This window comes from Curtobacterium sp. MCLR17_031 (assembly GCF_003234775.2).
Lineage (GTDB): Bacteria > Actinomycetota > Actinomycetes > Actinomycetales > Microbacteriaceae > Curtobacterium > Curtobacterium flaccumfaciens.
Genome location: NZ_CP126270.1, coordinates 3,087,926 through 3,110,734, shown reverse-complemented (window position 1 = coordinate 3,110,734; position 22,809 = coordinate 3,087,926). Strand labels below are relative to the sequence as shown.

At 71.9% G+C, this 22,809-nt stretch carries 25 protein-coding genes; 15 read left to right on the top strand and 10 right to left on the bottom strand.

The annotated features are described in order from the left end of the window. Positions 1-5 precede the first annotated feature (5 nt). The 4 genes from DEI96_RS14670 to DEI96_RS14655 all read right to left on the bottom strand — a co-directional run bounded on the left by DEI96_RS14670 (position 6) and on the right by DEI96_RS14655 (position 2,354). Positions 6-320, bottom strand: a complete 315-nt coding sequence (locus DEI96_RS14670) for a hypothetical protein (RefSeq protein WP_017885411.1) — start codon at positions 318-320, stop codon at positions 6-8. Beyond that, positions 317-508: a DUF2273 domain-containing protein gene (locus DEI96_RS14665; protein ID WP_017885412.1), complete on the bottom strand. Its 192-nt coding sequence runs from the start codon at positions 506-508 to the stop codon at positions 317-319. The genes DEI96_RS14670 and DEI96_RS14665 overlap by 4 nt, the downstream gene beginning before the upstream one ends. Next, complete coding sequence (locus tag DEI96_RS14660; protein ID WP_111024451.1) at positions 505-963, bottom strand: Asp23/Gls24 family envelope stress response protein; 459 nt, start codon at positions 961-963, stop codon at positions 505-507. The genes DEI96_RS14665 and DEI96_RS14660 overlap by 4 nt, the downstream gene beginning before the upstream one ends. 170 nt (positions 964-1,133) lie before the next feature. Further along, a complete protein-coding gene (locus tag DEI96_RS14655) occupies positions 1,134-2,354 on the bottom strand; it encodes an AraC family transcriptional regulator (RefSeq protein ID WP_111024450.1) in 1,221 nt (406 codons plus the stop codon). 82 nt (positions 2,355-2,436) lie between these two features. Between DEI96_RS14655 and DEI96_RS14650 the strand changes: the two genes are divergently transcribed. The 4 genes from DEI96_RS14650 to pgi all read left to right on the top strand — a co-directional run bounded on the left by DEI96_RS14650 (position 2,437) and on the right by pgi (position 7,183). Next, complete coding sequence (locus DEI96_RS14650; protein ID WP_027466001.1) at positions 2,437-2,727, top strand: metal-sensitive transcriptional regulator; 291 nt, start codon at positions 2,437-2,439, stop codon at positions 2,725-2,727. A gap of 32 nt (positions 2,728-2,759) precedes the next feature. Further along, the gene (locus DEI96_RS14645) at positions 2,760-2,978 is read left to right on the top strand and encodes a heavy-metal-associated domain-containing protein (protein WP_111024449.1); all 219 of its coding nucleotides are present in this window, start codon (positions 2,760-2,762) and stop codon (positions 2,976-2,978) included. Then, positions 2,975-5,206: a heavy metal translocating P-type ATPase gene (locus DEI96_RS14640; protein WP_111024448.1), complete on the top strand. Its 2,232-nt coding sequence runs from the start codon at positions 2,975-2,977 to the stop codon at positions 5,204-5,206. Before DEI96_RS14645 ends, DEI96_RS14640 begins: the two co-directional genes overlap by 4 nt. A 255-nt stretch (positions 5,207-5,461) precedes the next feature. Continuing rightward, positions 5,462-7,183 carry a glucose-6-phosphate isomerase gene (pgi, locus tag DEI96_RS14635; RefSeq protein WP_111024447.1) on the top strand — a complete coding sequence of 574 codons (1,722 nt, stop codon included), beginning with the start codon at positions 5,462-5,464 and terminating at the stop codon, positions 7,181-7,183. A gap of 192 nt (positions 7,184-7,375) precedes the next feature. On the opposite strand, the gene DEI96_RS14630 is transcribed toward pgi, so the two are convergent. Continuing rightward, positions 7,376-8,281, bottom strand: a complete 906-nt coding sequence (locus DEI96_RS14630) for a LysM domain-containing protein (protein ID WP_258372390.1) — start codon at positions 8,279-8,281, stop codon at positions 7,376-7,378. A 132-nt stretch (positions 8,282-8,413) separates the two neighbouring features. On the opposite strand from DEI96_RS14630, the gene DEI96_RS14625 reads away from it, so the two are divergent. Then, entirely contained in the window at positions 8,414-8,950 is a 537-nt protein-coding gene (locus DEI96_RS14625; RefSeq protein WP_071405966.1) for a hypothetical protein, read from the top strand. A gap of 155 nt (positions 8,951-9,105) precedes the next feature. Continuing rightward, positions 9,106-10,563: a sugar porter family MFS transporter gene (locus DEI96_RS14620; RefSeq protein WP_111024446.1), complete on the top strand. Its 1,458-nt coding sequence runs from the start codon at positions 9,106-9,108 to the stop codon at positions 10,561-10,563. Positions 10,564-10,717: 154 nt separating this feature from the next. Here DEI96_RS14620 and DEI96_RS14615 read toward each other — a convergent pair whose 3' ends face one another. The 3 genes from DEI96_RS14615 to DEI96_RS14605 all read right to left on the bottom strand — a co-directional run bounded on the left by DEI96_RS14615 (position 10,718) and on the right by DEI96_RS14605 (position 12,726). Beyond that, positions 10,718-11,692: a zinc-binding dehydrogenase gene (locus DEI96_RS14615; protein ID WP_071406109.1), complete on the bottom strand. Its 975-nt coding sequence runs from the start codon at positions 11,690-11,692 to the stop codon at positions 10,718-10,720. Positions 11,693-11,719: 27 nt separating this feature from the next. After that, entirely contained in the window at positions 11,720-12,142 is a 423-nt protein-coding gene (locus DEI96_RS14610; RefSeq protein ID WP_071406102.1) for an organic hydroperoxide resistance protein, read from the bottom strand. 101 nt (positions 12,143-12,243) lie between these two features. Beyond that, positions 12,244-12,726: a MarR family winged helix-turn-helix transcriptional regulator gene (locus tag DEI96_RS14605; RefSeq protein ID WP_181440569.1), complete on the bottom strand. Its 483-nt coding sequence runs from the start codon at positions 12,724-12,726 to the stop codon at positions 12,244-12,246. Positions 12,727-12,830: 104 nt separating this feature from the next. Between DEI96_RS14605 and mvk the strand changes: the two genes are divergently transcribed. The 5 genes from mvk to DEI96_RS14580 are packed head-to-tail and all read left to right on the top strand — an operon-like array spanning position 12,831 to position 18,117. Further along, on the top strand, positions 12,831-13,814 hold the full coding sequence (gene mvk / locus DEI96_RS14600) for a mevalonate kinase (protein WP_111024445.1): 984 nt from the start codon (positions 12,831-12,833) through the stop codon (positions 13,812-13,814). Beyond that, complete coding sequence (mvaD, locus tag DEI96_RS14595) at positions 13,808-14,821, top strand: diphosphomevalonate decarboxylase (protein ID WP_111024444.1); 1,014 nt, start codon at positions 13,808-13,810, stop codon at positions 14,819-14,821. Before mvk ends, mvaD begins: the two co-directional genes overlap by 7 nt. Next, positions 14,818-15,900, top strand: coding sequence for a phosphomevalonate kinase (locus tag DEI96_RS14590; RefSeq protein ID WP_111024443.1), 1,083 nt, complete (start codon positions 14,818-14,820; stop codon positions 15,898-15,900). Before mvaD ends, DEI96_RS14590 begins: the two co-directional genes overlap by 4 nt. Continuing rightward, the gene (locus tag DEI96_RS14585) at positions 15,893-16,957 is read left to right on the top strand and encodes a hydroxymethylglutaryl-coenzyme A reductase family protein (RefSeq protein WP_071406099.1); all 1,065 of its coding nucleotides are present in this window, start codon (positions 15,893-15,895) and stop codon (positions 16,955-16,957) included. Before DEI96_RS14590 ends, DEI96_RS14585 begins: the two co-directional genes overlap by 8 nt. Next, positions 16,954-18,117 (top strand): hydroxymethylglutaryl-CoA synthase, encoded by a 1,164-nt coding sequence (locus DEI96_RS14580; RefSeq protein WP_111024442.1) that lies wholly within the window; start codon positions 16,954-16,956, stop codon positions 18,115-18,117. Before DEI96_RS14585 ends, DEI96_RS14580 begins: the two co-directional genes overlap by 4 nt. 172 nt (positions 18,118-18,289) lie before the next feature. On the opposite strand, the gene DEI96_RS14575 is transcribed toward DEI96_RS14580, so the two are convergent. Together DEI96_RS14575 and DEI96_RS14570 are read right to left on the bottom strand one after the other, a co-directional pair. After that, entirely contained in the window at positions 18,290-19,273 is a 984-nt protein-coding gene (locus DEI96_RS14575; protein ID WP_111024441.1) for an SRPBCC family protein, read from the bottom strand. Then, the gene (locus DEI96_RS14570; RefSeq protein ID WP_111024440.1) at positions 19,273-19,656 is read right to left on the bottom strand and encodes an ArsR/SmtB family transcription factor; all 384 of its coding nucleotides are present in this window, start codon (positions 19,654-19,656) and stop codon (positions 19,273-19,275) included. The genes DEI96_RS14575 and DEI96_RS14570 overlap by 1 nt, the downstream gene beginning before the upstream one ends. 79 nt (positions 19,657-19,735) lie before the next feature. On the opposite strand from DEI96_RS14570, the gene DEI96_RS14565 reads away from it, so the two are divergent. From DEI96_RS14565 to DEI96_RS14550, 4 genes are read left to right on the top strand one after another with little or no spacing between them, the layout of a single operon-like run. After that, complete coding sequence (locus DEI96_RS14565; RefSeq protein WP_111024439.1) at positions 19,736-20,203, top strand: hypothetical protein; 468 nt, start codon at positions 19,736-19,738, stop codon at positions 20,201-20,203. Further along, positions 20,203-21,108: a hypothetical protein gene (locus DEI96_RS14560; protein WP_110864111.1), complete on the top strand. Its 906-nt coding sequence runs from the start codon at positions 20,203-20,205 to the stop codon at positions 21,106-21,108. The genes DEI96_RS14565 and DEI96_RS14560 overlap by 1 nt, the downstream gene beginning before the upstream one ends. Before the next feature lie 4 nt (positions 21,109-21,112). After that, a complete protein-coding gene (locus DEI96_RS14555) occupies positions 21,113-22,336 on the top strand; it encodes an alpha/beta hydrolase family protein (RefSeq protein WP_111024438.1) in 1,224 nt (407 codons plus the stop codon). An 8-nt stretch (positions 22,337-22,344) separates the two neighbouring features. Further along, positions 22,345-22,740 (top strand): DUF7882 family protein, encoded by a 396-nt coding sequence (locus tag DEI96_RS14550; protein ID WP_111024437.1) that lies wholly within the window; start codon positions 22,345-22,347, stop codon positions 22,738-22,740. Positions 22,741-22,809 lie beyond the last annotated feature (69 nt).

Genomic DNA, 22,809 nt, shown 5'->3' with positions numbered 1-22,809 from the left:
GCCTCCTAGCGGGCACGGGACTCGTGCTCGCGCACGATCCCGGTGAGTTCGATGTGGGCACTGCCGACGCGACGCCCGGTCAGGTCGCTCACGCGGCCCTTGACCTGGTCCGCGATCCGGATCGACCCGGAGACGATGTCGTCGCTCGCGGCGATCGGCCCGGTGATGTCGAGCGACAGTGCTCCCGACGCGTCGCCGAGTCCGACGCGCACCCGCTTGGCGGGGGCGCCGAGCCCTTCGGCTGCGACGGCCCGCGCCAGCGAGGTGAGCGCGCGTGCGGTGATCTCGACGCGGCCCGGGACGTCCGGGCCGGCGTTCACCGGGAGCTCCGGCGTCCGGTCAGCACGTCGGTCAGCGCACCGCGGTCGATGCGCCCGGTGGCGAGTGCGGCCACGAGGGCCCCGATCGCACCGAAGACGATGACGAGCACGAAGCCCCAGAACCCGAACTGCAGTGCCACGACGGCGAGGACTGCGCCGATGAGGGCGCCGATCAGCGTGTTGCTCATGCGACTCGGGCTTCCTTCTTCTCGTCCTCGTTGTCGTCGTCGTCGCCCGGGATGTAGACGTCCTGGACGGTCACGTTGACCTCGGCGACCTCCATGCCGACGATCTGCTCGAGGGCACGGGCGACACCGGCACGGACGCCGTCGGCGACCTGCTGGAGCGACACCGGGTACTCGGCGACGATCACGATGTCCGCGGCGACCTGCTTCTCGCCGACCTCGACCTTGACGCCCTGACCGAAGTCGCGCTGGCCGATGGCGTCGCGGATCGCGCCGATGGCACGGGCTGCGCCGTTGCCGAGGGAGTGCACGCCGTTGACCTCGCGGGCGGCGATGCCGGCGACCTTCGACACGACGGTGTCGTCGATGACGGTCTTGCCGGTGACGCCGCTGGTGCCGGCGTGCGAGGTGGCACGGGTCGCCGTGGTGGCCGGGGTGGGGGTGATGGTGTCAGCCATGGTTCATTCCTTCCGTTGACCCGCCGGGCGTTCCCAGCGGTTGCTGTTCACGGATGAGACGGGCTGTGGAAGAGATTCGTCACACACGACTTCTCGGATTCGGCTGCTTTCCAGGGAACCCCGGAAATCCGGGGATCTGTGTGTACCCCCGGGGTGTCCGGTCCGGCCGTTCAGCCGTTTCCGGCCGCGCCGTTGCGCTCTGCAGCGGCCCGCATGGCACGGACACAGGCCATCGGGGACTCGCCGCGCTCCTCGCGGAAGAGCTGTTGCAGCCGTCGGGGGAGCACCCCTGCGGCGGCCGCGATGTCGTCGAGCGTGAGCGGGTCGTCGAGGTGCTGCTCGATGTACGACACCGCACGACGGACACGCCACGACGCCTTGCCGGCCTCCGGCTGCGCAGCCAGCGACGTGCGTTTCGTCACGGCGGGGTCCTCACCGAACCGGTCGCGGTAGGTCTCGGCGAACCGGCCCGGGTTGGTGAAGCCCCAGCGGCGGGCGATCGCGGCGATGCCGGAGGACACGAGCGGACAGTCCGCCGGGGCGACCGGGCCGCCCCGGTCCGCGCGGAGCAGCTCCTCGCGCACCCGGTCCAGGCGGTGGTCGCGGAGGAACCGGTGCGGGGTGGTGTCGAGCGTCCGGGCGAAGACGTCCTGCAGCCCGCGCTGGCTCAGTCCGCAGGCGGCGGCGATCGTGGGGACCGAGGGGCGTTCGGCGGCGTGCAGCTCGATGAAGCGGATCGCGTCGCGGAGCCGGTTCGCCACGGGGACGTCGTCGCCGCGGTTCCGGATCGGGAACGTGTCGAGGATGACGACGGCCAGCCGGCGGTTCAGCGCGGTCCGCATCGGCCCGAGCACGCGCTCGTCGACCAGGGCCGGCCCGAGTTCACGGATCAGGTGCCGCAGGGGTTCGCGCCGGGCGACGACCTCGTCCTGCTGGTCGAACAGCAGTGGGCCGTCGGGCAGGCGGTAGCCGAGGTCGCGGCCGACGCTCCGCAGGAACCGGTCGGACACGTGCACGCCGTTGTAGACGGTGCCGTCGGACTCGAACCGGTAGGCCTCGGACGCCGACGCGATGTACGGGCTGCCCGGCTCGACGACGCGGGTGCGGTCGGCGAAGTGCATCTCGAGCCGGCCCTTGGTCAGCCAGAACACCACGTGGTCGTCCCGCACGCCGATGACCCCGCCCCGCCGACCGCCCTCGGCCCGCATGGTGCGCAGCGACAGGTCGTCGTCGCCCACGACCGTGTACTCGTACCGGGTGTCGTCGGTGGCGAAGGTCTCGGAGGCGAAGTCCGAGCCGCCGTACTCGGCCGTGAAGATCTCGGAGTAGTCGGAACCCTCGCCGTCGGAGAACCGCAGCCGGCGGAATCCGTTCGTCGTCGAGGGGTCCATGCGCCGATCATGCCATCAGTTGCACCGGACAAGGAAAGGAATACCCTAGGGGGGTACCGTATTGAGAACGGTGGAGGCGGACATGCACGAACACGTCGGGTACATCGGCGACAAGGACGACCTGCTCAAGCGACTCCGTCGCGCCGAGGGGCAGGTGCGCGGCATCGCGCGGATGGTCGAGGACGAGACGTACTGCATCGACGTCCTGACCCAGATCTCGGCGGCGAACCGAGCGCTCGAACGCGTCGCGCTGTCGCTGCTCGAGGACCACCTGGCGCACTGCGTCGCCGAGGCCGTCGCCGAGGGCGGGGACGCCGCCGACGAGAAGGTGCGCGAGGCCAGCCAGGCGATCGCGCGGCTCGTCCGCTCCTGACCCTGACGATCGACCACTGAGAAGGAGACACCATGACCACCGAAACGCTGCTCGTCGAGGGCATGACCTGCGACCACTGCGTGATGAGCGTCACCGAGGAACTCACCGAGGTCGACGGGGTGTCGGGCGTCGACGTCCGACTCGTCCCCGGCGGATCGTCCGAGGTCACCGTCAGCTCGGCGGCACCCGTCGACGCGGACGCCCTCCGTGCCGCGGTCACCGAGGCGGGGTACGAGGTCGTGCGCTCGTGACCGACCGCACCGTCGAACTCGACATCACCGGGATGACCTGCGCCTCGTGCGCGAACCGCATCGAGCGGAAGCTCGGCAAGCTGCCCGGGGTCACCGCCACCGTCAACTACGCCACCGAGAAGGCGCAGGTGCAGGTCGCCGCGGACGGCACCGCCGACCCCGAGGCGCTGATCGCCGCGGTGGAGTCGGCCGGCTACGGCGCCACGGTGCCGGCACCGCCCGCAGCCGCCGACGCCGACCCCGCGGTGGACGAGGACCCGACCGGCCCGCTGCGCCGACGCCTGGTCGTGTCCGCCGTGCTCGCGGTGCCCGTCGTGGTGCTCTCGATGGTGCCGGCGCTGCAGTTCCCGAACTGGCAGTGGCTCGCCCTGACGCTTGCGGCCCCCGTCGCGGTCTGGGGCGCGCTCCCGTTCCACCGCGCCGCGTGGGTCAACGCCCGGCACGGTGCCGCCACCATGGACACCCTGGTGAGCGTCGGCGTCCTCGCCGCCTTCGGCTGGTCGCTGTACGCCCTGTTCTTCGGCGACGCCGGCACGACCGGCATGCACATGACGTTCTCGTGGTTCGCCACGGACCCCGAGGCCACCGACCTGTACCTCGAGGTCGCGACGGCCGTGACGGTGTTCATCCTCGCCGGCCGGTACATGGAGGCCCGCGCGAAGACGCAGTCCGGTGCCGCACTCCGGGCACTGCTCGAACTCGGTGCGAAGGACGCCACGGTCCTGCGCGACGGTGCCGAACACCGCGTGCCGGCCTCGTCCCTGGTCGTCGGCGACGTCGTCGTGGTGCGACCCGGCGAGCGGATCCCGAGCGACGGCCTGGTGCAGGACGGCTCCTCGGCCGTCGACCTCAGCATGCTCACCGGCGAGTCCGTGCCGGTCGAGGTCGGACCGGGCGACCGGGTCACCGGCGCCACGATCAACGTCGGCGGCCGGCTCGTCGTCGCGATCACCCGCGTCGGTGCCGACACCGAGCTCGCCCGCATGGGGCGCCTGGTCGAGGACGCCCAGACCGGCAAGGCCGAGGTGCAGCGCCTGGCCGACCGCGTGTCCGGGGTCTTCGTGCCGATCGTCATCGTGCTCGCCGTGCTGGCCTTCGTCGGCTGGCTCGTGTTCGGCGGCTCGGTCACCGCGGCCTTCACCGCGGCCGTCGCCACCCTGATCATCGCCTGCCCGTGCGCCCTCGGGCTCGCCACGCCCACCGCGCTGCTGGTCGGCACCGGCCGAGGCTCGCAGCTCGGCATCCTGATCGGCGGTCCGCAGGTGCTCGAGCGCACCCGCGGTGTCGACACCGTCGTGCTCGACAAGACCGGCACCGTCACCACGGGGTCGATGACCCTGCGGTCGGTCACCGCCCTGGACGAGACCGAGGACGTCGTCCTGCGCCTCGCCGCGGCGGTCGAGGACGGCTCCGAACACCCCGTCGCCCGCGCCGTGACCACCGCGGCCCGTGCCCGGGGCGCTGACCTGCCCGAGGCCGAGCAGTTCACCGCCACCGCCGGCGCCGGTGTGCAGGCCGTCGTGGACGGCGACGTCGTCCTGGTCGGCACGACCCGCTGGCTCGCCGACTCGTGGTCGATCACCCTGCCCCCGGTGCTGTCCGACGCCGTCGACCGTGCCGAGGCCGACGGGGGCACGGCGGTCGTCGTCGCCCGGAACGGCAGTGCCCTGGGCGTGGTCGTCGTCGGCGACACCGTGAAGCCCGAGGCCGCCGACGCGATCACCCGCTTCCGGGCGCTCGGCCTGCACCCGGTCCTGCTCACCGGTGACAACGACGGTGCCGCACGCGCGGTCGCCGCGAGCGTCGGCATCGACGAGGTGCACGCCCGCGCGACCCCGGCGTCGAAGCTCGAGACCGTCCGCCGGCTGCAGTCCGAGGGGCGGAGCGTCGCGATGGTCGGCGACGGCGTGAACGACGCAGCCGCACTGGCCGCGGCCGACCTCGGCATCGCCATGGGGGCCGGCACCGATGCAGCCATCGCGGCGAGCGACATCACGGTCGTCAGCGGTCGGCTCACCGTGGTGGCCGACGCCATCCGGCTGTCGCGCGCGACGCTCGGCGTCATCAAGGGCAACCTGTTCTGGGCGTTCGCGTACAACGTCGCGGCGATCCCGCTCGCGATGGCGGGGCTGCTGAACCCGGTGCTCGCGGGGGCGGCGATGGCGTTCTCGTCGGTCTTCGTGGTGACGAATAGCCTGCGGCTGCGTCGTTTCGCGGCGCAGTCGTGAACCCGGCCACAGCCGTGAACCCGGCCACAGCCGTGAACCGGGCGAACCGACCGCAGCCCTGAACCCGGCGAGCCGACCGCGGCCCTGAACGCGACCGGCCGGGAGGCGTGACGCGCGCAGCGAACGCGAGCCGCGCCTCCCGGCCGACTGTGCGCACCACCCGCCGGAGCGCACTACGCTCGAAGACGGTCCGCGACGCAGCGCTGCGTGACCCGCGGGCTGTACGTCTTGAACGTGATCCCCAGGAGGACCGAAGTGACCGAATCCGCTCCCGTCGACCCCACATCGACCGAAGGCTGGAAGAAGCTCGACAGCATCGCTGCCGGCTTCACCCCGGACCTGCGAGGGTGGTTCGACAGCGACCCCGGTCGTGCCGAGCAGTACACCTTCCAGGCGGCCGACCTGACCGTCGACCTCTCCAAGGGCCTGGTGACCGACGAGATCCTCGCCGCGCTGCTGCAGGTCGCCAAGGACACCGGCGTCGCCGAGCGCTTCCAGGCGATGCTCGCCGGTGAGCACATCAACGTCACCGAGGACCGCGCCGTGCTGCACACCGCGCTCCGCCGCCCGAAGGCGACCGAGGGCCTCGTGCCGGCGGCGCCCCTGACCGTCGACGGCCAGGACGTGGACGCCGACGTGCACGCCACGCTCGACAAGGTCTACGGCTTCGCCGAGCAGGTCCGCAGCGGCGCCTGGACCGGTGTCACCGGCAAGCGCATCGAGACCGTCGTCAACATCGGCATCGGTGGCTCCGACCTCGGCCCCGTCATGGTCTACGAGGCACTCAAGCCCTACGTCCAGCCCGGCCTCGAGGCCCGCTTCGTCTCCAACATCGACCCGGCGGACATCTACGAGAAGACCGCCGACCTGGACCCCGAGACCACGCTCTTCATCGTCGCGTCGAAGACCTTCGGCACGCTCGAGACCCTGACGAACGCGCGCCTCGCCCGCCAGTGGCTGTGGGAGAGGCTCGGCCTGACCGACGCCGCCGACGACGAGAAGAAGAACGCCGTCGCCAAGCACTTCGTCGCCGTCTCCACCGCGCTCGACAAGGTCGAGGCGTTCGGCATCGACCCCGAGAACGCCTTCGGCTTCTGGGACTGGGTGGGCGGCCGCTACTCGGTCGACTCGGCCATCGGCACGAGCGTCGTCATCGCGATCGGCAAGGAGAACTGGGAGCAGTTCCTCGCCGGCTTCCACGCCATCGACGAGCACGTCCGCACCACGCCGCTCGAGCAGAACGTCCCCGTCCTGATGGGCCTGCTCAACGTCTGGTACACGAACTTCCTCGGTGCGCAGAGCCACGCGGTCCTGCCGTACACGCAGTACCTGCACCGCTTCGCCGCGTACCTGCAGCAGCTCACCATGGAGTCGAACGGCAAGCGCGTCCGCTGGGACGGCTCGCCCGTCACCACCGAGACCGGCGAGGTCTTCTGGGGTGAGCCCGGCACGAACGGTCAGCACGCGTTCTACCAGCTCATCCACCAGGGCACCCGCCTGATCCCGGCCGACTTCATCACGGTCGCCAACCCGGCCCGTCCGCTCAAGGACGAGACCGGCGACGGCAAGGGCGTCGCGCCCGGCACCGACGTGCACACGCTGTTCCTGGCGAACTTCTTCGCCCAGACCAAGGCGCTCGCGTTCGGCAAGAGTGCCGACGAGGTCCGCGCCGAAGGCACCACCGACGAAGGCATCGTCGCGGCGCGCACGTTCCCGGGCAACAAGCCGACCACGTCGATCATCGCGCCGGAACTCACCCCGAGCGTGCTCGGCCAGCTCATCGCCCTGTACGAGCACATCGTGTTCACCGAGGGCACGATCTGGGGCATCGACTCGTTCGACCAGTGGGGTGTGGAGCTCGGCAAGCAGCTGGCGCTGCAGGTCACGCCGGCCGTCGAGGGCGACCAGGCCGCGCTCGACGCGCAGGACCCGTCGACCAAGGCGCTCATCGCGAAGTACCTGGAGCTGCGGAAGTAACGCACGCCCCCACCTGACGGGCGGGAGGCCCGTGGCGGATCCGCCACGGGCCTCCCGTCCGTCTGTGTGGCCGGGCTGGCCGCGGGGCGGACGCCGGGCCGGTTTCGCGCTCACCGACACTTCACGCGCACGCTGGCCCGTGAGGTGTCGCTCAGCGCGAAACGACGCCTGCCGCCTGCAGCAGCGTCGCGTTCAGCGGGCGAGCGGGTCGAGGTTGAGGGACGTGCCCTCGTACAGGTGCTGGTCCTCGCCGAACACCTGGACGCCCTCGTTGAGCCAGACCAGGTCGCGGACGGTGATGCCGAACCGCGCGGCGACGTCCCCGATCAGGTCGTCCGGTGCGACGCCGTAGGACCTCGGCGCACCGGCGGCCGTGGTCGCGGTGACGGTCCCGGTCGCGTTCGCTCGTCGTCCGGCGTCCTTCGGGTGCACGTTCGTCTGCCGCGCGGGGACGGACCACCGCACGGTGGACACCGCGAGGACCTTGCCGGCGGAGATCTCGACGGGGACGTCCTGCCCGGGCGCCGCGGCGGAGTAGGTCACGAGGGTGCCGAGGTGTGACGGGTCGACCCCGGATCCGTCCAACGGGACGTCGACCGCGGCCGCCGTGCTGGTCGGGCCGCCGAGGGTCCGGTCACCGACACCGGGGTAGGTGAGGCCGTCGCCCACCGCACGGGGCAGGTCGAACAACGCGACGCCGATCGGTACCGGCAGCGTCGAGGTGATCCCGGAGTACTGCGCAGTGAACGTGTCGTCGCCGTCCGCGACCACCCGGAAGTGGAAGTGCACGCTGCCCTTCGGCGAGGCCACGTCCCCCTGGGCCAGGACGGTCCCGGCGGGGATCGGTGTCAGCGTCGGTGCGGGTGCGGCGGCCTCCGTCGGCACCGGGGTCGGTGTGCGCGGGTTCGCCGAGGCCTCGATCAGGTCCGATGCCGACTCGCCGTCCGGGGTCGCGGTCGGGGTCTCGCTCGCGGTGGGGCTCGACGCGGGTGGGGAAGCGGGAGCGGGCAGGGCACCGTCCGGTCCCCGCAGCAGCGAACAGCCGGACAGCACAACGCCGGCCGCCAGCACGATGGCGATCCCGCCGGTCCGTTTCATGATGCCCCCTCAGGTCGAGGGTAACGCGGTGGCGAACACACGGTCGTCGTCGCCGACGGACTGTGTCCCGGGACGCAGTCCAGCCGCCGCGGGCGCGAGGTGGTGTCGGTCGGAGCGGCTACGGTCGAGGGCATGGAGCGTTCGGAGATCCTCGCCGCGGCTGCCGCCGCGCACGCCGCCCGCATCGCAGCGGCCGGTGGTGACGACGTCGCAGCGCGTGAACGTGCCGACAGCGTCCGGCGCCGGGCCGACGGGCTCACCGACCGGTACGACACGGTCGAGGGCTCGGACACCGAGTCCGATGCACGTGACGCTGCACGCCGTCGCGCGGGAGAGGCAGACCGCGCCGCCTCGCGCACCGAGGGTGTGCTGTCGGACTGGCACCGGATGGGCACCCGCCGTGGCGTCACCCCCGACGCCCAGGTCCGCACGGCCTGGACCGTGACCGGGGTCCCCGAGCGGGGTGACGCCCGTGCGCTGGCGAACGTGCTGCTCTCGACCGCGGGGCACGCGGGCCGCGTCGCCGACGCCGCCCGACGCAACCCCGCCCTGTCCGGCGCCGCGAGTGCCGCCGCCCGACGGACCGTGCGCCGCTACACCGACCACGGCGCCGACATGGCCTCGTTGGGGGACGTCCTGGGCGACGGCCCCGTCGACGACGAGCGCTGAGCCCGATCCGCGGATTGGACCGCTCCCGTCCTCATCAGGCCTTCTGTGGACCGATCCAAACGACCTGACGACAGAATGTCCAATTGACAGGACATGGAATCGGGTTACGATCGGTCCACGCACTGACGCGCGATCACCGACGAAGGAGTCACCGAATGGTCGACATCAAACCGACAGCCCCGACTGTCGCACTGCCCCCGTTGGGGACCGGGCCGCACCGCCGACGACTCGGTGTGCTGGCCCTCGTCGCCACGTTCGGCGGGTTGCTCTTCGGGTACGACACCGGTGTCATCAACGGTGCCCTGAACCCGATGAAGGCCGAGCTCGGCCTCACGAACTTCACCGAGGGTGTCGTCACCAGCTCGCTGCTCTTCGGTGCCGCGATCGGCGCCATGCTCGGCGGCCGCATCGCCGACGGCTGGGGTCGCCGCAAGACGATCATCCTGCTCGCCGTCACGTTCTTCGTCGGCACGCTGATCTGCGTGTTCGCGCCGACGTTCGAGGTCATCGTCGTCGGTCGTGTGCTCCTCGGCCTCGCGGTCGGTGGCGCCTCCACGGTGGTGCCGGTGTTCCTCGCCGAACTCGCGCCGTACGAGATCCGCGGGTCGCTGTCCGGCCGCAACGAGCTCATGATCGTGATCGGTCAGCTCGCCGCGTTCGTGGTCAACGCCATCATCGGCAATGTGTGGGGTGAGGGCAACGGGGTGTGGCGCGTCATGCTGGCCGTCTGCGCGCTCCCCGCGATCGCGCTGTTCGTCGGCATGCTCCGGGTGCCGGAGTCGCCGCGCTGGCTCGCGTCGAAGGACCGCTACGACGAGGCGCTCTCGGTCCTCGAGCAGGTCCGGACCACCGATCGGGCCCGCGCCGAGCTCGACGACATCAAGCGGAGCAACGACCTCGAAGCGAAGGTCGATCGTGTCAGCGGCTGGCACACGCTGCGCGGGAACAAGTGGCTCATCCGCATCGTGCTCATCGGCGCCGGGCTCGGTGTCGCGCAGCAGCTCACCGGCATCAACTCGATCATGTACTACGGCCAGACCGTGCTCATCGAGTCCGGGTTCCAGGCGTCGGCAGCCCTCATCGCGAACATCGCCCCCGGCGTGATCGCCGTCGTCGGTGGCGTCATCGCGCTGTACAACATGGAGAAGATCAACCGCCGCACGACGCTGATCCTCGGGTTCACGCTGACGACGATCTGCCACTTCCTCATCGGCATCGCGTCGGTGGCGCTGCCCGAGGGCAACCCGGCCCGCCCGTGGGTCATCCTGTTCCTGGTCGTCGCGTTCGTCGGCTCGATGCAGACCTTCCTCAACATCGCCGTGTGGGTCGTCCTGTCCGAGATCTTCCCGACGCAGATCCGTGCGCTCGGCATGGGCATCTCGGTGTTCTGCCTCTGGATCGCGAACGCGTTCCTCGGGCTGTACTTCCCGACGATCGTCGCCGCGACCGGCATCACCGGGACCTTCTTCGGCTTCGGGGTCGTCGGGCTGCTGGCGCTGCTCTTCATCTGGAAGTTCGTGCCGGAGAGCCGCGGGCGCACCCTCGAAGAGGTCGAAGAGGGCGTCACCACCGGCAACATCTTCACCGTTCCCGAGAAGGCGTCGCGCCGCTAGTCCGCACCACGCCGCACCGAGAGCGCAGAAGACGTCGGGTCGCCCCAGGGCACCCGACGTCTTCTGCTCATTCGGCGTGTGTGACGAAGCACGCGGACGGACGGGAGGCCCGGTGCCAGCTGGCACCGGGCCTCCCGTCCGTCCTGTGGTCGCGCTACGGGCGCAGGAGCACCTTGCCGACGCGGCCGGCGGTGTCGCTGGCGCGCACGGCGTCGCGGACCTGCTCGAAGGCGAAGGTCTCGGCGACGGGGAGCGTCAGCGAGCCGTCGAGGACGCGGGTGATGAGCTCACCGAAGAGCTGCCCCTTCGTCTCGGCCGGCATCGTCTTGCTGACGACGGAGCCCCAGAAGCCCTTCACGGTGAGCTGGCCGAAGATGACCTTGCCCGACGGGATCTCGAGCGTCGGCGACGCCATCGCGCCGAAGACGACGAGGGTGGCGTTCTCGCCCAGCACGGAGGCGATGTCGCCGGCGGCCTTGCCGCCGACCGACTCGACGCCCGCGATGATCGGGGCGCCACCGGTGATCGCGGCGACCTGGTCCTGCCAGTCGTCGGCGTCGGTCGCGACGATGCGCTCGATGCCCTGCTCGCGGAGCTCGTCGACACCGGCGGCGCGACGGACGAGTCCGATCACGTTGATGCCACGGGCGGCGCCGAGCTGGGCGACCATGCGTCCGACCGCACCGTTGGCGGCGTTCTGGATGATCCAGTCGCCCTCGTGCAGGTCGAGCGAGTGCAGCAGGCTGATGGCGCTGAACGGCATCGAGACGAGCTGGGCGGCGGCCTCGTCGGTCATCGCGTCCGGCACCGGCACGAGGCCGGCGGCGTTCGCGGTGTAGTACTCGGCCCAGACGCCGAAGGCACCGCCGGCGACGCGCTGGCCGACCTGCAGGTTCGTGACGCCCTCGCCGAGGGCCTCGACGACGCCGAGTGCCTCGGTGCCCGAGGCGGCGGGGAGCTCCGGCTTGAAGCCGTAGGTGCCGCGGACGGTCCACAGGTCGTGGTTGTGGATGGGGGAGAGGACCGTGCGGACGAGGACCTCGCCGGCGCCGGGCGTCGGGACGGGGCGCTCCTGCACCTCGAGGACGTCGGCGGGCTCGGCGAACGTCTCGTGGACGACGGCGCGCATGGTGCTGGGGGTGGTGGTGCTCATGGGTCAGTCCTCCGAGACGACGATGGTGACGTCGATGTTGCCGCGGGTCGCGTTCGAGTACGGGCAGACCTGGTGGGCCGCGTCGGCGAGGGCCTGGGCCTGGTCGTGCTCCAGGCCGGGGATGACGACCTCGAGCATGACGGCGAGCTGGTAGCCACCGTTGCCGTTCGGGCCGATCGACACGCGACCGCCGACGGACGAGTCGGTGATCTTCACCTTCTGGCTGCGGGCGACGCCCTGCAGTGCGGAGTGGAAGCAGGCGGCGTAACCGGCGGCGAAGAGCTGCTCGGGGTTGGCGCCGTTGCCGGAGCCACCCATCTCCTTCGGGATGGCGAGGTCGAACTCGACCGTGCCGTCGCTCGTGGCGACGTGGCCGTTGCGGCCTTCGCCGGTGGCCAGGGCCTCGGCGGTGTAGAGGGTTTCCATGGGGTTCCTTCCTTGTGGGGCGGATCGTGAAGTTCGGGGGTGTGCGGCGTGCTCTCGCGCTCAGCGACAGTTCACGGGCACACGTGGCCGTGCGGTGTCGCTCAGCGCGAAACGGCGCCGGCGCCGGCGTCAGCGCCCGCGGCGTCGTGCTCGGGGTCGGCCGCCGCGTGCATCGTCTCGGTCAGCCGGTGCAGCGTCGCGATGAGCTCGGCGGCGGCACGTTCGTCGGCCAGGCCCATCCCGGCGGCGATGCGCGCGGGGATGCCGCTCAGCTCGGACCGCAGTTCGCGGCCTCGGTCGCCGACGGTCACCGTGACGACGCGCTCGTCGGTGCTGCGGCGCTCGCGGCGGACCAGGTCGCTCTGCTCCATGCGGCGGAGCAGTGGCGAGAGGGTGCCGGAGTCGAGCTGCAGGTGTTCCCCGAGGCTCGAGACGGTCTGGTCGCCCTCGACCCACAGGGTCACGAGCACCAGGTACTGCGGGTACGTCAGACCCCAGGGTTCGAGCATCGTGCGGTACGCCTGCGTGGTGGCGCGGGACGCCGCGTAGAGGGAGAAGCACACCATCTCGTCGGTCACGGGCATGCATCCACACTGTCACGCAACCCAGTTGTGCACAACTCGATGCAGGGGATGCTCAGCTGACGAACACGCCGACGACCCGGACGGTTAGGCTGACGTGACCCAAGATGAGCAGCAGCGACCTCGACAACACCACGACCCCCGGCAACGGATCGGCGTCGTCCCACGGCAAGACGATCCTGATCGGTGAGCACGCCGTGGTCTACGGCGCACCCGCTCTCGTCCTGCCGGTGCTCGACGCACGGGTCGTGGCGACGGTCACCCCGGTCGCCGCCGACGCCGAGCAGCCCGGTCACAGCCTGCAGTCCACCGTGCACACCGGCCCCCTCGACCTCGCACCCGCGGCCGTGATGCCGACCGTCACCGCCGTCACCGCGACCCTGCGGCACTTCGGGGTCACCGACCGCCACTTCCACGTCCGGGTCGACAGCGAGGTCCCGACCGCCCGCGGCATGGGCTCGAGCGCCGCGGTCGCCGCCGCCGTGACCGCCGCCGTCGCCGACGCCCTGGGCGAGACCCTCGACGTCGAGACCCACCACGAGCTGATCCAGGAGTGCGAGCGCGTCGCCCACGGCCGACCGTCCGGCCTCGACGCCCGGGGCGTCGTCGCGTCCGCGCCGGTGTGGTTCGAGGGCGGGCACATCGAACCCGTCACGCTCGGCACCCGGTTCACCTTCGTCGTCGCGGACACCGGCGTCCCCGGGCACACCCGCGAGGCCGTCTCGGCCGTCCGCGCCCGCCACGACCAGGACCCGGCCGGCGTCGGCGCCGTGATCGACCGGATCGGTACGCTCGCCCGTCGGGCACGGGGGACACTCGAGGACGGCGATGCCCAGGCTCTGGGTGCCACCATGGACGCCGCGCACGACCTGCTCAGCACACTCGACGTGTCGAGTGACGACCTGGACCGGCTCGTCGACGCCGCACGTGCTGCGGACGCCCTCGGCGCGAAGCTCACCGGCGGCGGGCGGGGCGGGTGCGTCCTCGCGCTCGCCGCGGACGACGACCACGCGGACCGCATCGCGGCCGCACTCCGCGGCGCAGGGGCCGCAGCCACCTGGACCACCACGATCGGAGCCCGCGCTTGCTGACAGCCACCGCCGTCGCGCACCCCAACATCGCCCTCGTCAAGTACTGGGGGAAGGCGGACGCGCAGCTCGCGCTGCCCGCCACGGGCAGCGTCTCGATGGGGCTCGACGTGTTCCCGACGACGACCACCGTCACGGTGGGCGGCGGGTCGGGTGACGGCCGGGAGGCGCGTGACGCGTTCACGCTGAACGGTCACGTCGTCGACGACGGTGCCCTGGTGCGCGTGCAGCAGTTCCTCGACCTGGTGCGCGAGCTCGCGGGTTCGTCCGAGCGAGCGTCGGTGGTGTCCGAGAACACCGTCCCGACCGGCGCCGGGTTGGCCTCGAGCGCGTCCGGCTTCGCCGCACTGGCGACCGCGGCCGCCGCGGCCTACGGCCTCGACCTGTCGCCGCGCGACCTGTCCCGTCTGGCCCGTCGCGGTTCCGGCTCGGCCACGCGCTCGATCCCCGGCGGTGTCGCCGTCTGGCACGCCGGCGACGACCAGGGCTCCTTCGCCGAGCCGATCCCCGCCCCGCCGATGGCCATGGTCGTGGTCACGATCGACGCCGGCCCGAAGCCGATCGGGTCGCGCGAGGCCATGCGTCGCACCATCGCGACGTCGCCGTTCTACCCGGCCTGGGTGACCTCGACGACCGAGACCGTCGGCGACATGCTCACGGCCTGCGCGGACGGCGACTTCACCCGCATCGGCGAGATCACCGAGAGCAACGCGCTCCGCATGCACGCGACGATCGAGGGCGCGTTCCCGCCGATCCGCTACCTCAACGCCCGCAGCGTCGCCGTGTTCGACGCCGTCGCCGAGCTGCGTGCCGGCGGGACCGAGGCCTACGCCACGGCCGACGCGGGCCCGAACGTCGTCGTGCTCACGAAGCCGCAGGACCGGTCGGCCGTCGCCGGGGCGCTCGCGTCGCTGGGGGACGTCATCGAGTCCGGCACCGGACCTGCCGCGCGGGTGCTCCGCTCCGAAGAGACCGGGAGCAATCCCGACCAGAAGGAGTCCGCGCAGTGATCGAGTTCCGTGCACACGGCAAGCTGTTCGTCGCCGGCGAGTACGCCGTCGTCGAGCCCGGCCAGCCGTCCGTCCTGATCGCCCTCGACCGCGCCATCACGGCGAAGGTGCGCGAGGGCCACGGCGCGGGCAGCGTGCACTCCGAGGAGTACGGGCACCTGCCGCTCACGTGGACCCGTGCCGAGGACGGCCTGGCGCTCGACCGTGAGCACCACCCGTACGACTACGTGATGGCCACGATCGACCTGGTCGAGAAGCTCCGCGCCGAGCACGGCATCGCCCCGCGGTTCCACGAACTGCGCATCGAGAGCCAGCTCGACGACGCCAGCGGCCGGAAGTTCGGCCTCGGGTCCTCGGCCGCGGTCACCGTCGCCACGGTCGGCGCCCTCGACCGCTTCTACGGCATCGGCCTGACGCAGCGCCAGCGCTTCCAGGTCGCCCTGCTCGCCACCATCCGCGTGAACCCCCGGGCCTCCGGTGGCGACCTCGCCGCGAGCACGTTCGGGGGCTGGCTGCGCTACAGCGCCCCGGACCGCGAGCGCCTCGCCGCGATGCTCGGCGACCACGCCGTGTCCGCGATCCTGACCGATACCGACGCGTGGGACGGCTTCGACGTCCAGCGGCTGCCCGCCCCCGAGAACCTGCAGCTGCTCGTCGGGTGGACCGGCTCGCCCGCGTCCACCACGAAACTCGTCGACGTGGTGCGTCGGCACCGCAACGGCGGGTACCAGGCGTTCCTCGACGAGAGCCGCAGCGCCGTCGACGACCTGACCACGGGCCTCCAGACCGGCGACGCCGAGCGCACGCTCGGTGCCCTCCGACGTGCCCGTGGGCTGCTGCAGCGTCTCGGCGACTCGGTCGGGTCGAAGATCGAGACCGAGCGTCTCGCGACCCTGTGCGACGTCGTCGAGGCGGCGGGCGGGGCGGCGAAGCCGTCCGGTGCCGGCGGCGGCGACTGCGGCATCGCGCTCGTCCCGGCGGACACCGACCCCGCCGGCATCCACCGCGCCTGGGAGGCGCACGACATCAGGCACCTCAGCGTCGCGGTGCGAGCACCAGAAGGAGCCCTCGATGAGTGACCTGCTCACACCGATCCCCACCAAGTGGGTCGGCCCGATCCGCGTCAGCGGCAACGCCGTGCAGGGGGAGCACGAGGTCCCCCTCGCCACCTACGAGTCGCCGCTCTGGCCGTCCGTCGGCCGTGGCGCCCGCATCTCGCGGATGGTCGAGGACGGCATCGTCGCGACCGTCGTCGACGAGCGCATGACCCGCTCCGTCGTGGTCCGTGCCGACAGCGCCGCAGCAGCACACGTCGCCGCGGGCCAGATCCTCGCACGCCAGGACGAACTCGCCGCGATCGTGTCCGGGCAGAGCCGGTTCGCCAAGCTCATCGAGGTGCACCCGGAGATCGTCGGGGACCTGCTGTTCCTGCGCTTCGCGTTCACCACCGGCGACGCCTCCGGCCACAACATGGTCACGCAGGCGGCGGACAAGCTGCTGCCGGCGATCCTGGACTGGCAGCCGGGCCTGCGGTACGTCTCGGTGTCGGGCAACTTCTGCACCGACAAGAAGGCCACCGCGGTGAACGGCATCCGTGGCCGCGGCCGCAACACCATCGCCGAGATCGTGATCCCGGGCGAGGTCGTCGAGAAGCGCCTGCGATCGAGCACCGCGCGCATCGTCGAACTGAACATCGCGAAGAACCTGATCGGGTCGACGATCGCCGGGGCCATCCGCTCGGCGAACGCGCACTACGCGAACATGCTGCTCGGCTTCTACCTGGCCACCGGGCAGGACGCCGCCAACATCGTCGAGGGCTCGCAGGGCATCACGAGCGCCGAGGACCGCGACGGCGACCTGTACTTCGCGACCTCGCTGCCGCACCTGATCGTCGGCACGGTCGGCAACGGCAAGGGCGGGGACCTGCCCGTCGTCGAGGACGCCCTGGTGCGCCTCGGCTGCCGCGAGGACCGCGAGCCGGGCGGGAACGCCCGCCGCCTCGCCGCCCTGTGCGCCGCGACCGTCCTGTGCGGGGAGCTCTCGCTCCTCGCCGCACAGACCAACCCGGGTGAGCTGATGGCCGCCCACGTCGCCATGGAACGCCGTGGCACGAAGCCCGCAGGGGGTGCGGCATGACCGGCGTCGGCATCCACGACATCGCGATCGCGACCGGGCACCACGTGCTCGAGCTCGACGACCTGGCCGAGCGGCTCGGCGTCGACCCGGCGAAGTACCACGTGGGCATCGGGCAGGACGCCTTCAGCGTGCCCGCGCCCGACGAGGACATCGTCACGATGGGCGCCGCCGCCGCCAAGGAGCTCATCGACCGGCACGGCGTCGAGGGCATCCGCACCGTGCTGTTCGCCACCGAGTCCGGCGTCGACCAGTCGAAGGCCGCCGGCGTGTACGTGCACGGCCTGCTCGGGCTGCCGAAGGCCGTCCGCGTGGTCGAGCTGAAGCAGGCTTGCTACGGCGGGATGGCCGCGGTGCAGCTCGCACTCGGGATCGTCGCGCGCGCCCCGCACGAGCGGGTGCTCGTCATCGCCGCCGACGTCGCCCGGTACGACGTCGACACCCCGGCCGAGCCGACCCAGGGTGCCGGCGCCGCCGCGATCCTCGTGTCCGCCGACCCCGACCTCATCGAGATCGACCCGGCGGCGGGCGTCTACACGTCGGACGTCGACGACTTCTGGCGGCCGAACGACCGCTCCACCGCACTGGTCGACGGTCGGCTCTCGGTGAGCGCGTACGTCAACGCCTTCGTCGGCGCCTGGGACGACCTGGCGGAACAGGGCGGCCCCGCGTACGACGACATCGCCCGGTTCGTGCACCACCAGCCCTTCACCAAGATGGCGATCAAGGCGCACCGCAAGCTCACGCAGCACGTCGGCGCACCCTTCGACGAGGCCGACCTGGCGATCGGGTTCACCTACAACCGGCAGACCGGCAACACCTACACGGCGTCGCTCTGGATCGGGCTCGCAGCGCTGCTCGACCTGGACGACGACCTGGCGGGGGAGCGGCTCGGCCTGTTCAGCTACGGCTCCGGCAGCGTCGGTGAGCTCATCACCGGCACCGTCCGGCCCGACTACCGCGAGCACCGCCGTGCGGGTCGCGTGCGGTCGCTGCTCGAGGCACGGGTCCCGCTGACGGTCGACGCGTACCGCGCGCTGCACGCAGCGGGTGCCGCCACCAGCGAGGACGTCGAGCGTCCGCGCGTCACGACCGCGCCGTTCCGCTTCGCGGGCGTGCGCGGCGGCGCGCGGCACTACGAGGCGACGGCGCAGCCGGAGTAGCCGGCCTGCGCCCACCAGCCCCTCGCGAAAGCGACAGGTACCCGCGGAACATCCGCGGGGATCTGTCGCTCTCGGGGACCGGACCCGGATCGTGCGCCGGGATCTGTCGCTTGCTCGGGACGGACGGGAGGCCCGTGGCGGCGCCGCCACCGGCCTCCCGTCCGTCTGCCGGTCACGCTGCGGACAGGACCTCGCGTTCCAGCCGCTGGTAGCTGGCTTCCATGCCCTCCGTCATGCCGGTCGCGAGGATCACGTCCCGCTGCTCCCGGTCCGGGTAGGTGACGAGCAGCGTCATGAGCGTGACGCCGTCGGCCTCGTCGAACTGCAGGTCGTTCGTGTTCGGCGGGAAGGGCGCCCCGGTCATGCGTTCGGTCGACACCATCCGGCGTTCGGGTTCGACGACGAGGTTCTCGCCCTCGAACCCGAAGGCCTCGCCCTCGGTGTCACCCGTCGGCGCCCAGGCCTGCCGGAACGCGCCGCCCGGGGTCAGGTCGTTCTCGTACACCGTCATCTCCCACCCGTCGGGGCCGAGCAGCCACCGGCGCACCAGGTCGGGCTCGGTGTGCGCCCGCCAGAGCAGGTGCCGCGGCGCCGCGAACGCCCGGGTGATCCGGACGTGGGTGTCGTCGAGGACCTCGGTCTCGGTGCCCGCACCGAGGGCCCACTCGCGCAGGTCGGCGAGCACCCGGTCGAGCTGGCCGAACGCCTGCTGGTAGCCCTCGAGCATGCCCATCTCGAGCATCGCGTCGAGGTCGGCGGTCGAGGCGAACGAGGACACCACGGTGACCCGTGATCCCTCATCGGCCGGCCCGAACGACAACACGGTCTCGCTGGCGGGGAGCGACTCGTCGACCGTGCCCTCCGGGTCGGTGAACAGGTCGCGGAAGACGATGCGACGGTGCTCGTCGACCTCGGTGACCTGCCAGACGGCGTGGAACCGCTCGCCCTGCGGAGACGTCATCCGGTAGTCGGCGCGGCCACCGGGGCGCAGGTCGAACGTCGTGAAGGTCGCGGGGAACCCGGGCGGTCCCCAGAACCGCTCGAGCTGGCGGGGGTCGGCGAAGGCGGCCCAGAGGCGTTCGACGGGGACGGGGAACTCGGCGACGAGGGTCATCGAGAGGGTGTCGGGATCGGTGTGGACGGACGTGGTGGGCATCATCGCTCCTGGTGTCGTCGGGTGTCGTCTGGTGCTGGGTGTCCGGACGCGTCGCCGTCGAGCACGTCGCCGAGGCGGTCCATCCGGCTGTGCCAGAGGCGGCCGTAGGCGTCGAGGAGGGCACGGACCCGGTCGAGCTGCTCCGGCTCGGCGCGCACGATGCGGGTGCGGCCGCGGGCCTCCTTGCTCACGAGTCCGGCTCCTTCGAGGACGGCGACGTGCTTCTGGACGGCGGCGAACGACATCGAGTAGGCGTCCGCGAGCTCGCTCACGGACGACGACCCGACGAGCGTGCGCCGGACGATGTCACGACGGGTCGCGTCGGCCAGTGCGTGGAACACCCGGTCGACCTCGGCGTCGGACAGTTCGATTCGTACAACCATTTGGTTGTAGGTTACGTCCGGCTGGTCTCGTCCACAAGGGGGACCTGCCGGTAGTCTTGCCGCGGAGATCGGAGGGGCGATGGCGGAGCAGCTGGGTGCGTCCGGTGCCGTCCGTGCCCTCGTCGCCACCCTGCCCCGTGCGCCGCAGCTGTCCGACGTGGTGACCGGCGTCGGTCGGATGGTCGGCAAGCCCACGCGCGTCATCGACGTCGACGGGCCGAGCTGGGGTCCGCTCACCGCGCTCGTGTCGCAGTTCGAGCACGAGAACCTGGTGCTCGTGCCGGCCGACGCACCGCCGCTCTACCGCATGCACTGCGTGCTGCACGAGCTCGGGCACCTGGTGCACGGCGACGTCGGCACACCGACCGCGTCGTCCGTCGCCGAGTTCGCCGCCGGGGGCCACGTCTGCCGTCGCGCGCTCGACGCCGACTCCGGGCTCGTGAGCATCTCCGACGACGACGAGCACTTCGCCGAACGGTTCGCCTACGAGCTCGCGACGGTCCTGCTCGCCGGGGCCACGGGCGCGGACGAGCGGGCCTACGGCTGATGGCCGTCCTGCACGCCGCGGCCTTCTGGTTCGCGGCGCTGATCTTCCTCGCCCGCACGCCGTACGTGCTGCGGAACCCTCGTGGTCGGGCAGCCTGGGGCGCCACCGGCGTCGGGGCGCTGGGGCTCCTGACCCTCGGCAGCGTCGTGCCGCAGCCGGTGCTCGACGGTGCGCTGGGCGGCTCGAACCTCATCAACCTGGTGCAGAACGTCTGCGCGACCGTCGCGTTCTGGCTGATGCTGCGCGCGAGCACCGACGACCTGCCGGAGCGCCCGGTGCTCGCCAGACCGGTGGCGCTGCTCGTCGTGGTCGTGGCCTTCACGGTGCCGTTCCTGCTGGTCGAGGAGCGCGGCGGGACCGACTTCCACTTCATCGTGCGCGAGATCGAGCAGACCCCGATGTGGCTCTACGGGACGGTGTACATGGTGGGCGTGGGACTGATCGCCGCGACGACCCTGCGCCGCGGCGTGCTGCAGAACCCGGTGGCACTCGTGGTGTTCCGTGTCGGGCTCGCCCTGGTCGTCGTGGCGAGCGTCGACGAGGTCGCCTCGCTCACCGCCGACCACTTCGGACTCTTCCCGGCCGGGGTGCGGGACGGCCTGCGGCTGGCCTTCGACCCGCCGTTCTACCTCGGCATCGTGCTCATCGTCGTGGCGATGGCCTCGCTGACGTTCCGGCGGTGGGGCCGTGACCTGCGCCACCGCGGGCACCACCGACGCCTGCGCCGCATCGCCCGTCGGCACGCCGTGCGGGCGGTCGAGCGGCCGGGGGACCCGCAGGCCCGGACCTACGACCTGGTGATCGCGATCCGCGACGCCGAGGTGCAGGGACGGACCCTCGACGACGCCGAACTCGCGCAGGTGCGGTCGGCCGAACGGACCCTGACCCGGAGCCTCGGAGGATGACGGCGTGACGATCGTGTGGTGGGTGCTCGGAGCGCTCGTGGTGCTGGCGGCGGTGGGTCTGATCGGGCTGGTCGTCCTGGTCGTCCTGCGGAAGGTCGTCGGCAGGATCGTGCTGCCCGGTGGCGACCGGTGGACGCCCGTCATCGAGTCCGACGCGGACTCCGTCCGGCTGCCGATCACCGACGACACCGTGCGGCCGGGAGAGTACGGGCTGTGGCACGACGGCCCGGGGCACACCACCGTCGGGCCGGTGCTCGAGGTCGACGAAGCCGCCGGGTTCGTGCGCCGGGCCGTGGTGCGGACGACCGGCGCCGTGTCGTCGCGGGTGCGGTGGAGCGGGCACGTGCACCCGGACCCGGCGGCGATGGAGGTCGACTGGTCCGAGGTGTCGCTGCCGACGCCGGTGGGGCCGGCGCCGGCGTGGGTGATGCGGCCGGGGCCGGACGGCGCTGCCCGCCCGGGCCGCCCGGCTGCCCTCGGTGCAGACTCCATGGCTGCCCGGGGTGCCGACCCCGAGGCCGCCCGGACCTGGGCCGTCCACGTCCACGGGATCCGGACGACCCGGGTCACCGCGCTCCGGACCGTCCCCGCGGCGCTCGAACTGGGCTGGACCTCGATCGTCCCGTCGTTCCGCGGCGACGGTGAGGCACCGTGGGAGGGTCGGGCATCGCACCTCGGCGCGCGCGAGTGGGCGGACGTCGAGGTGGCGCTCGACCACGCCGTCGCGAACGGGGCCGAACGGCTCGTCATCGTGGGGTGGTCGATGGGCGCGACGATCACGCACGAGCTCCTCGCCCGCTCGGCGCACCGCGACCGCCTGGCCGGGATCGTGCTCGTCGCCCCGGCACTGGACTGGGCCGTCACCGTCCGGTCCCAGGCCCGTCGCGCGGGGCTGCCCGGCCCCGTGGTGGGCGCTGCCCTCGGGGCGATGGCGACGCCGGTCCTCTGCCGGATGGTGGGGCTGCGCTCGCCGGTCGACGTGCGCGCGCTGTCGTGGTTGCGCGCACCCCGGCCGCTGCCACCGACCCTGCTCATCCACTCCACCGGCGACACCACGGTGCCGTTCTCGGCCAGTCAGGAGTTCGCCGACGCCCACCCCGGCACGGTGACACTGGCGGTCAGCGAGCCGGCCGAGCACGCCTGGGAGCGCAACGTCGACGCCGTCTGGTTCGACCGAACCATCACCACCTGGGCGTCCGGCCTCGCGCACACCGGAGCGCAGGAGTAGAAGGAGCCATGGGGCAGCTCATCTACGACGGACGACCGCTCGACCTGCGGATCGACGACCGCGCGCTCACGCACCTGCAGATCGTCATCGTCAACATGCTCCGGCGTGACCACCGCTTCGCGTTCTCGTGGAAGGACGACGTCGTCCACGGCAACGGTCGCAGCACGATCTGGCTGAACCCAAACGTGAGCCTGCACTTCAAGTTCACCGGCAGCCGGGTGCCGTCGATCAACCGCAGCTGGCTCGAGGACCTCTACGCCTCGGCCACTTCGGGTTCGGGGCTCGTGCTGACGCCGGAACCGCAGGACACCAGCACGGCGGCCGACTCGGCGTGGTCGCGGGCGGTGGCACCCGGGGACGCTGATGACGCATCGGGGACACCGAGCGGTAGCACAACGCGCTGATCCGGGTCAACGGGTTCCAGTCAGGTTGCTCGGATCGTACTGTGGCTTCACCGCGGTTCGCTGTCGTCC

Coding starts and splice junctions, on each gene's coding strand:
- DEI96_RS14665 (WP_017885412.1), bottom strand. CDS start 508: ATGAGCAACACGCTGATCGGCGCCCTCATCGGCGCAGTCCTCGCCGTC.
- DEI96_RS14660 (WP_111024451.1), bottom strand. CDS start 963: ATGGCTGACACCATCACCCCCACCCCGGCCACCACGGCGACCCGTGCC.
- DEI96_RS14655 (WP_111024450.1), bottom strand. CDS start 2,354: ATGGACCCCTCGACGACGAACGGATTCCGCCGGCTGCGGTTCTCCGAC.
- DEI96_RS14650 (WP_027466001.1), top strand. CDS start 2,437: ATGCACGAACACGTCGGGTACATCGGCGACAAGGACGACCTGCTCAAG.
- DEI96_RS14645 (WP_111024449.1), top strand. CDS start 2,760: ATGACCACCGAAACGCTGCTCGTCGAGGGCATGACCTGCGACCACTGC.
- DEI96_RS14630 (WP_258372390.1), bottom strand. CDS start 8,281: ATGAAACGGACCGGCGGGATCGCCATCGTGCTGGCGGCCGGCGTTGTG.
- DEI96_RS14625 (WP_071405966.1), top strand. CDS start 8,414: ATGGAGCGTTCGGAGATCCTCGCCGCGGCTGCCGCCGCGCACGCCGCC.
- DEI96_RS14620 (WP_111024446.1), top strand. CDS start 9,106: ATGGTCGACATCAAACCGACAGCCCCGACTGTCGCACTGCCCCCGTTG.
- DEI96_RS14615 (WP_071406109.1), bottom strand. CDS start 11,692: ATGCGCGCCGTCGTCCACGAGACGTTCGCCGAGCCCGCCGACGTCCTC.
- DEI96_RS14610 (WP_071406102.1), bottom strand. CDS start 12,142: ATGGAAACCCTCTACACCGCCGAGGCCCTGGCCACCGGCGAAGGCCGC.
- DEI96_RS14605 (WP_181440569.1), bottom strand. CDS start 12,726: ATGCCCGTGACCGACGAGATGGTGTGCTTCTCCCTCTACGCGGCGTCC.
- mvk (WP_111024445.1), top strand. CDS start 12,831: ATGAGCAGCAGCGACCTCGACAACACCACGACCCCCGGCAACGGATCG.
- DEI96_RS14585 (WP_071406099.1), top strand. CDS start 15,893: ATGAGTGACCTGCTCACACCGATCCCCACCAAGTGGGTCGGCCCGATC.
- DEI96_RS14580 (WP_111024442.1), top strand. CDS start 16,954: ATGACCGGCGTCGGCATCCACGACATCGCGATCGCGACCGGGCACCAC.
- DEI96_RS14575 (WP_111024441.1), bottom strand. CDS start 19,273: ATGCCCACCACGTCCGTCCACACCGATCCCGACACCCTCTCGATGACC.
- DEI96_RS14570 (WP_111024440.1), bottom strand. CDS start 19,656: ATGGTTGTACGAATCGAACTGTCCGACGCCGAGGTCGACCGGGTGTTC.
- DEI96_RS14565 (WP_111024439.1), top strand. CDS start 19,736: ATGGCGGAGCAGCTGGGTGCGTCCGGTGCCGTCCGTGCCCTCGTCGCC.
- DEI96_RS14560 (WP_110864111.1), top strand. CDS start 20,203: ATGGCCGTCCTGCACGCCGCGGCCTTCTGGTTCGCGGCGCTGATCTTC.
- DEI96_RS14550 (WP_111024437.1), top strand. CDS start 22,345: ATGGGGCAGCTCATCTACGACGGACGACCGCTCGACCTGCGGATCGAC.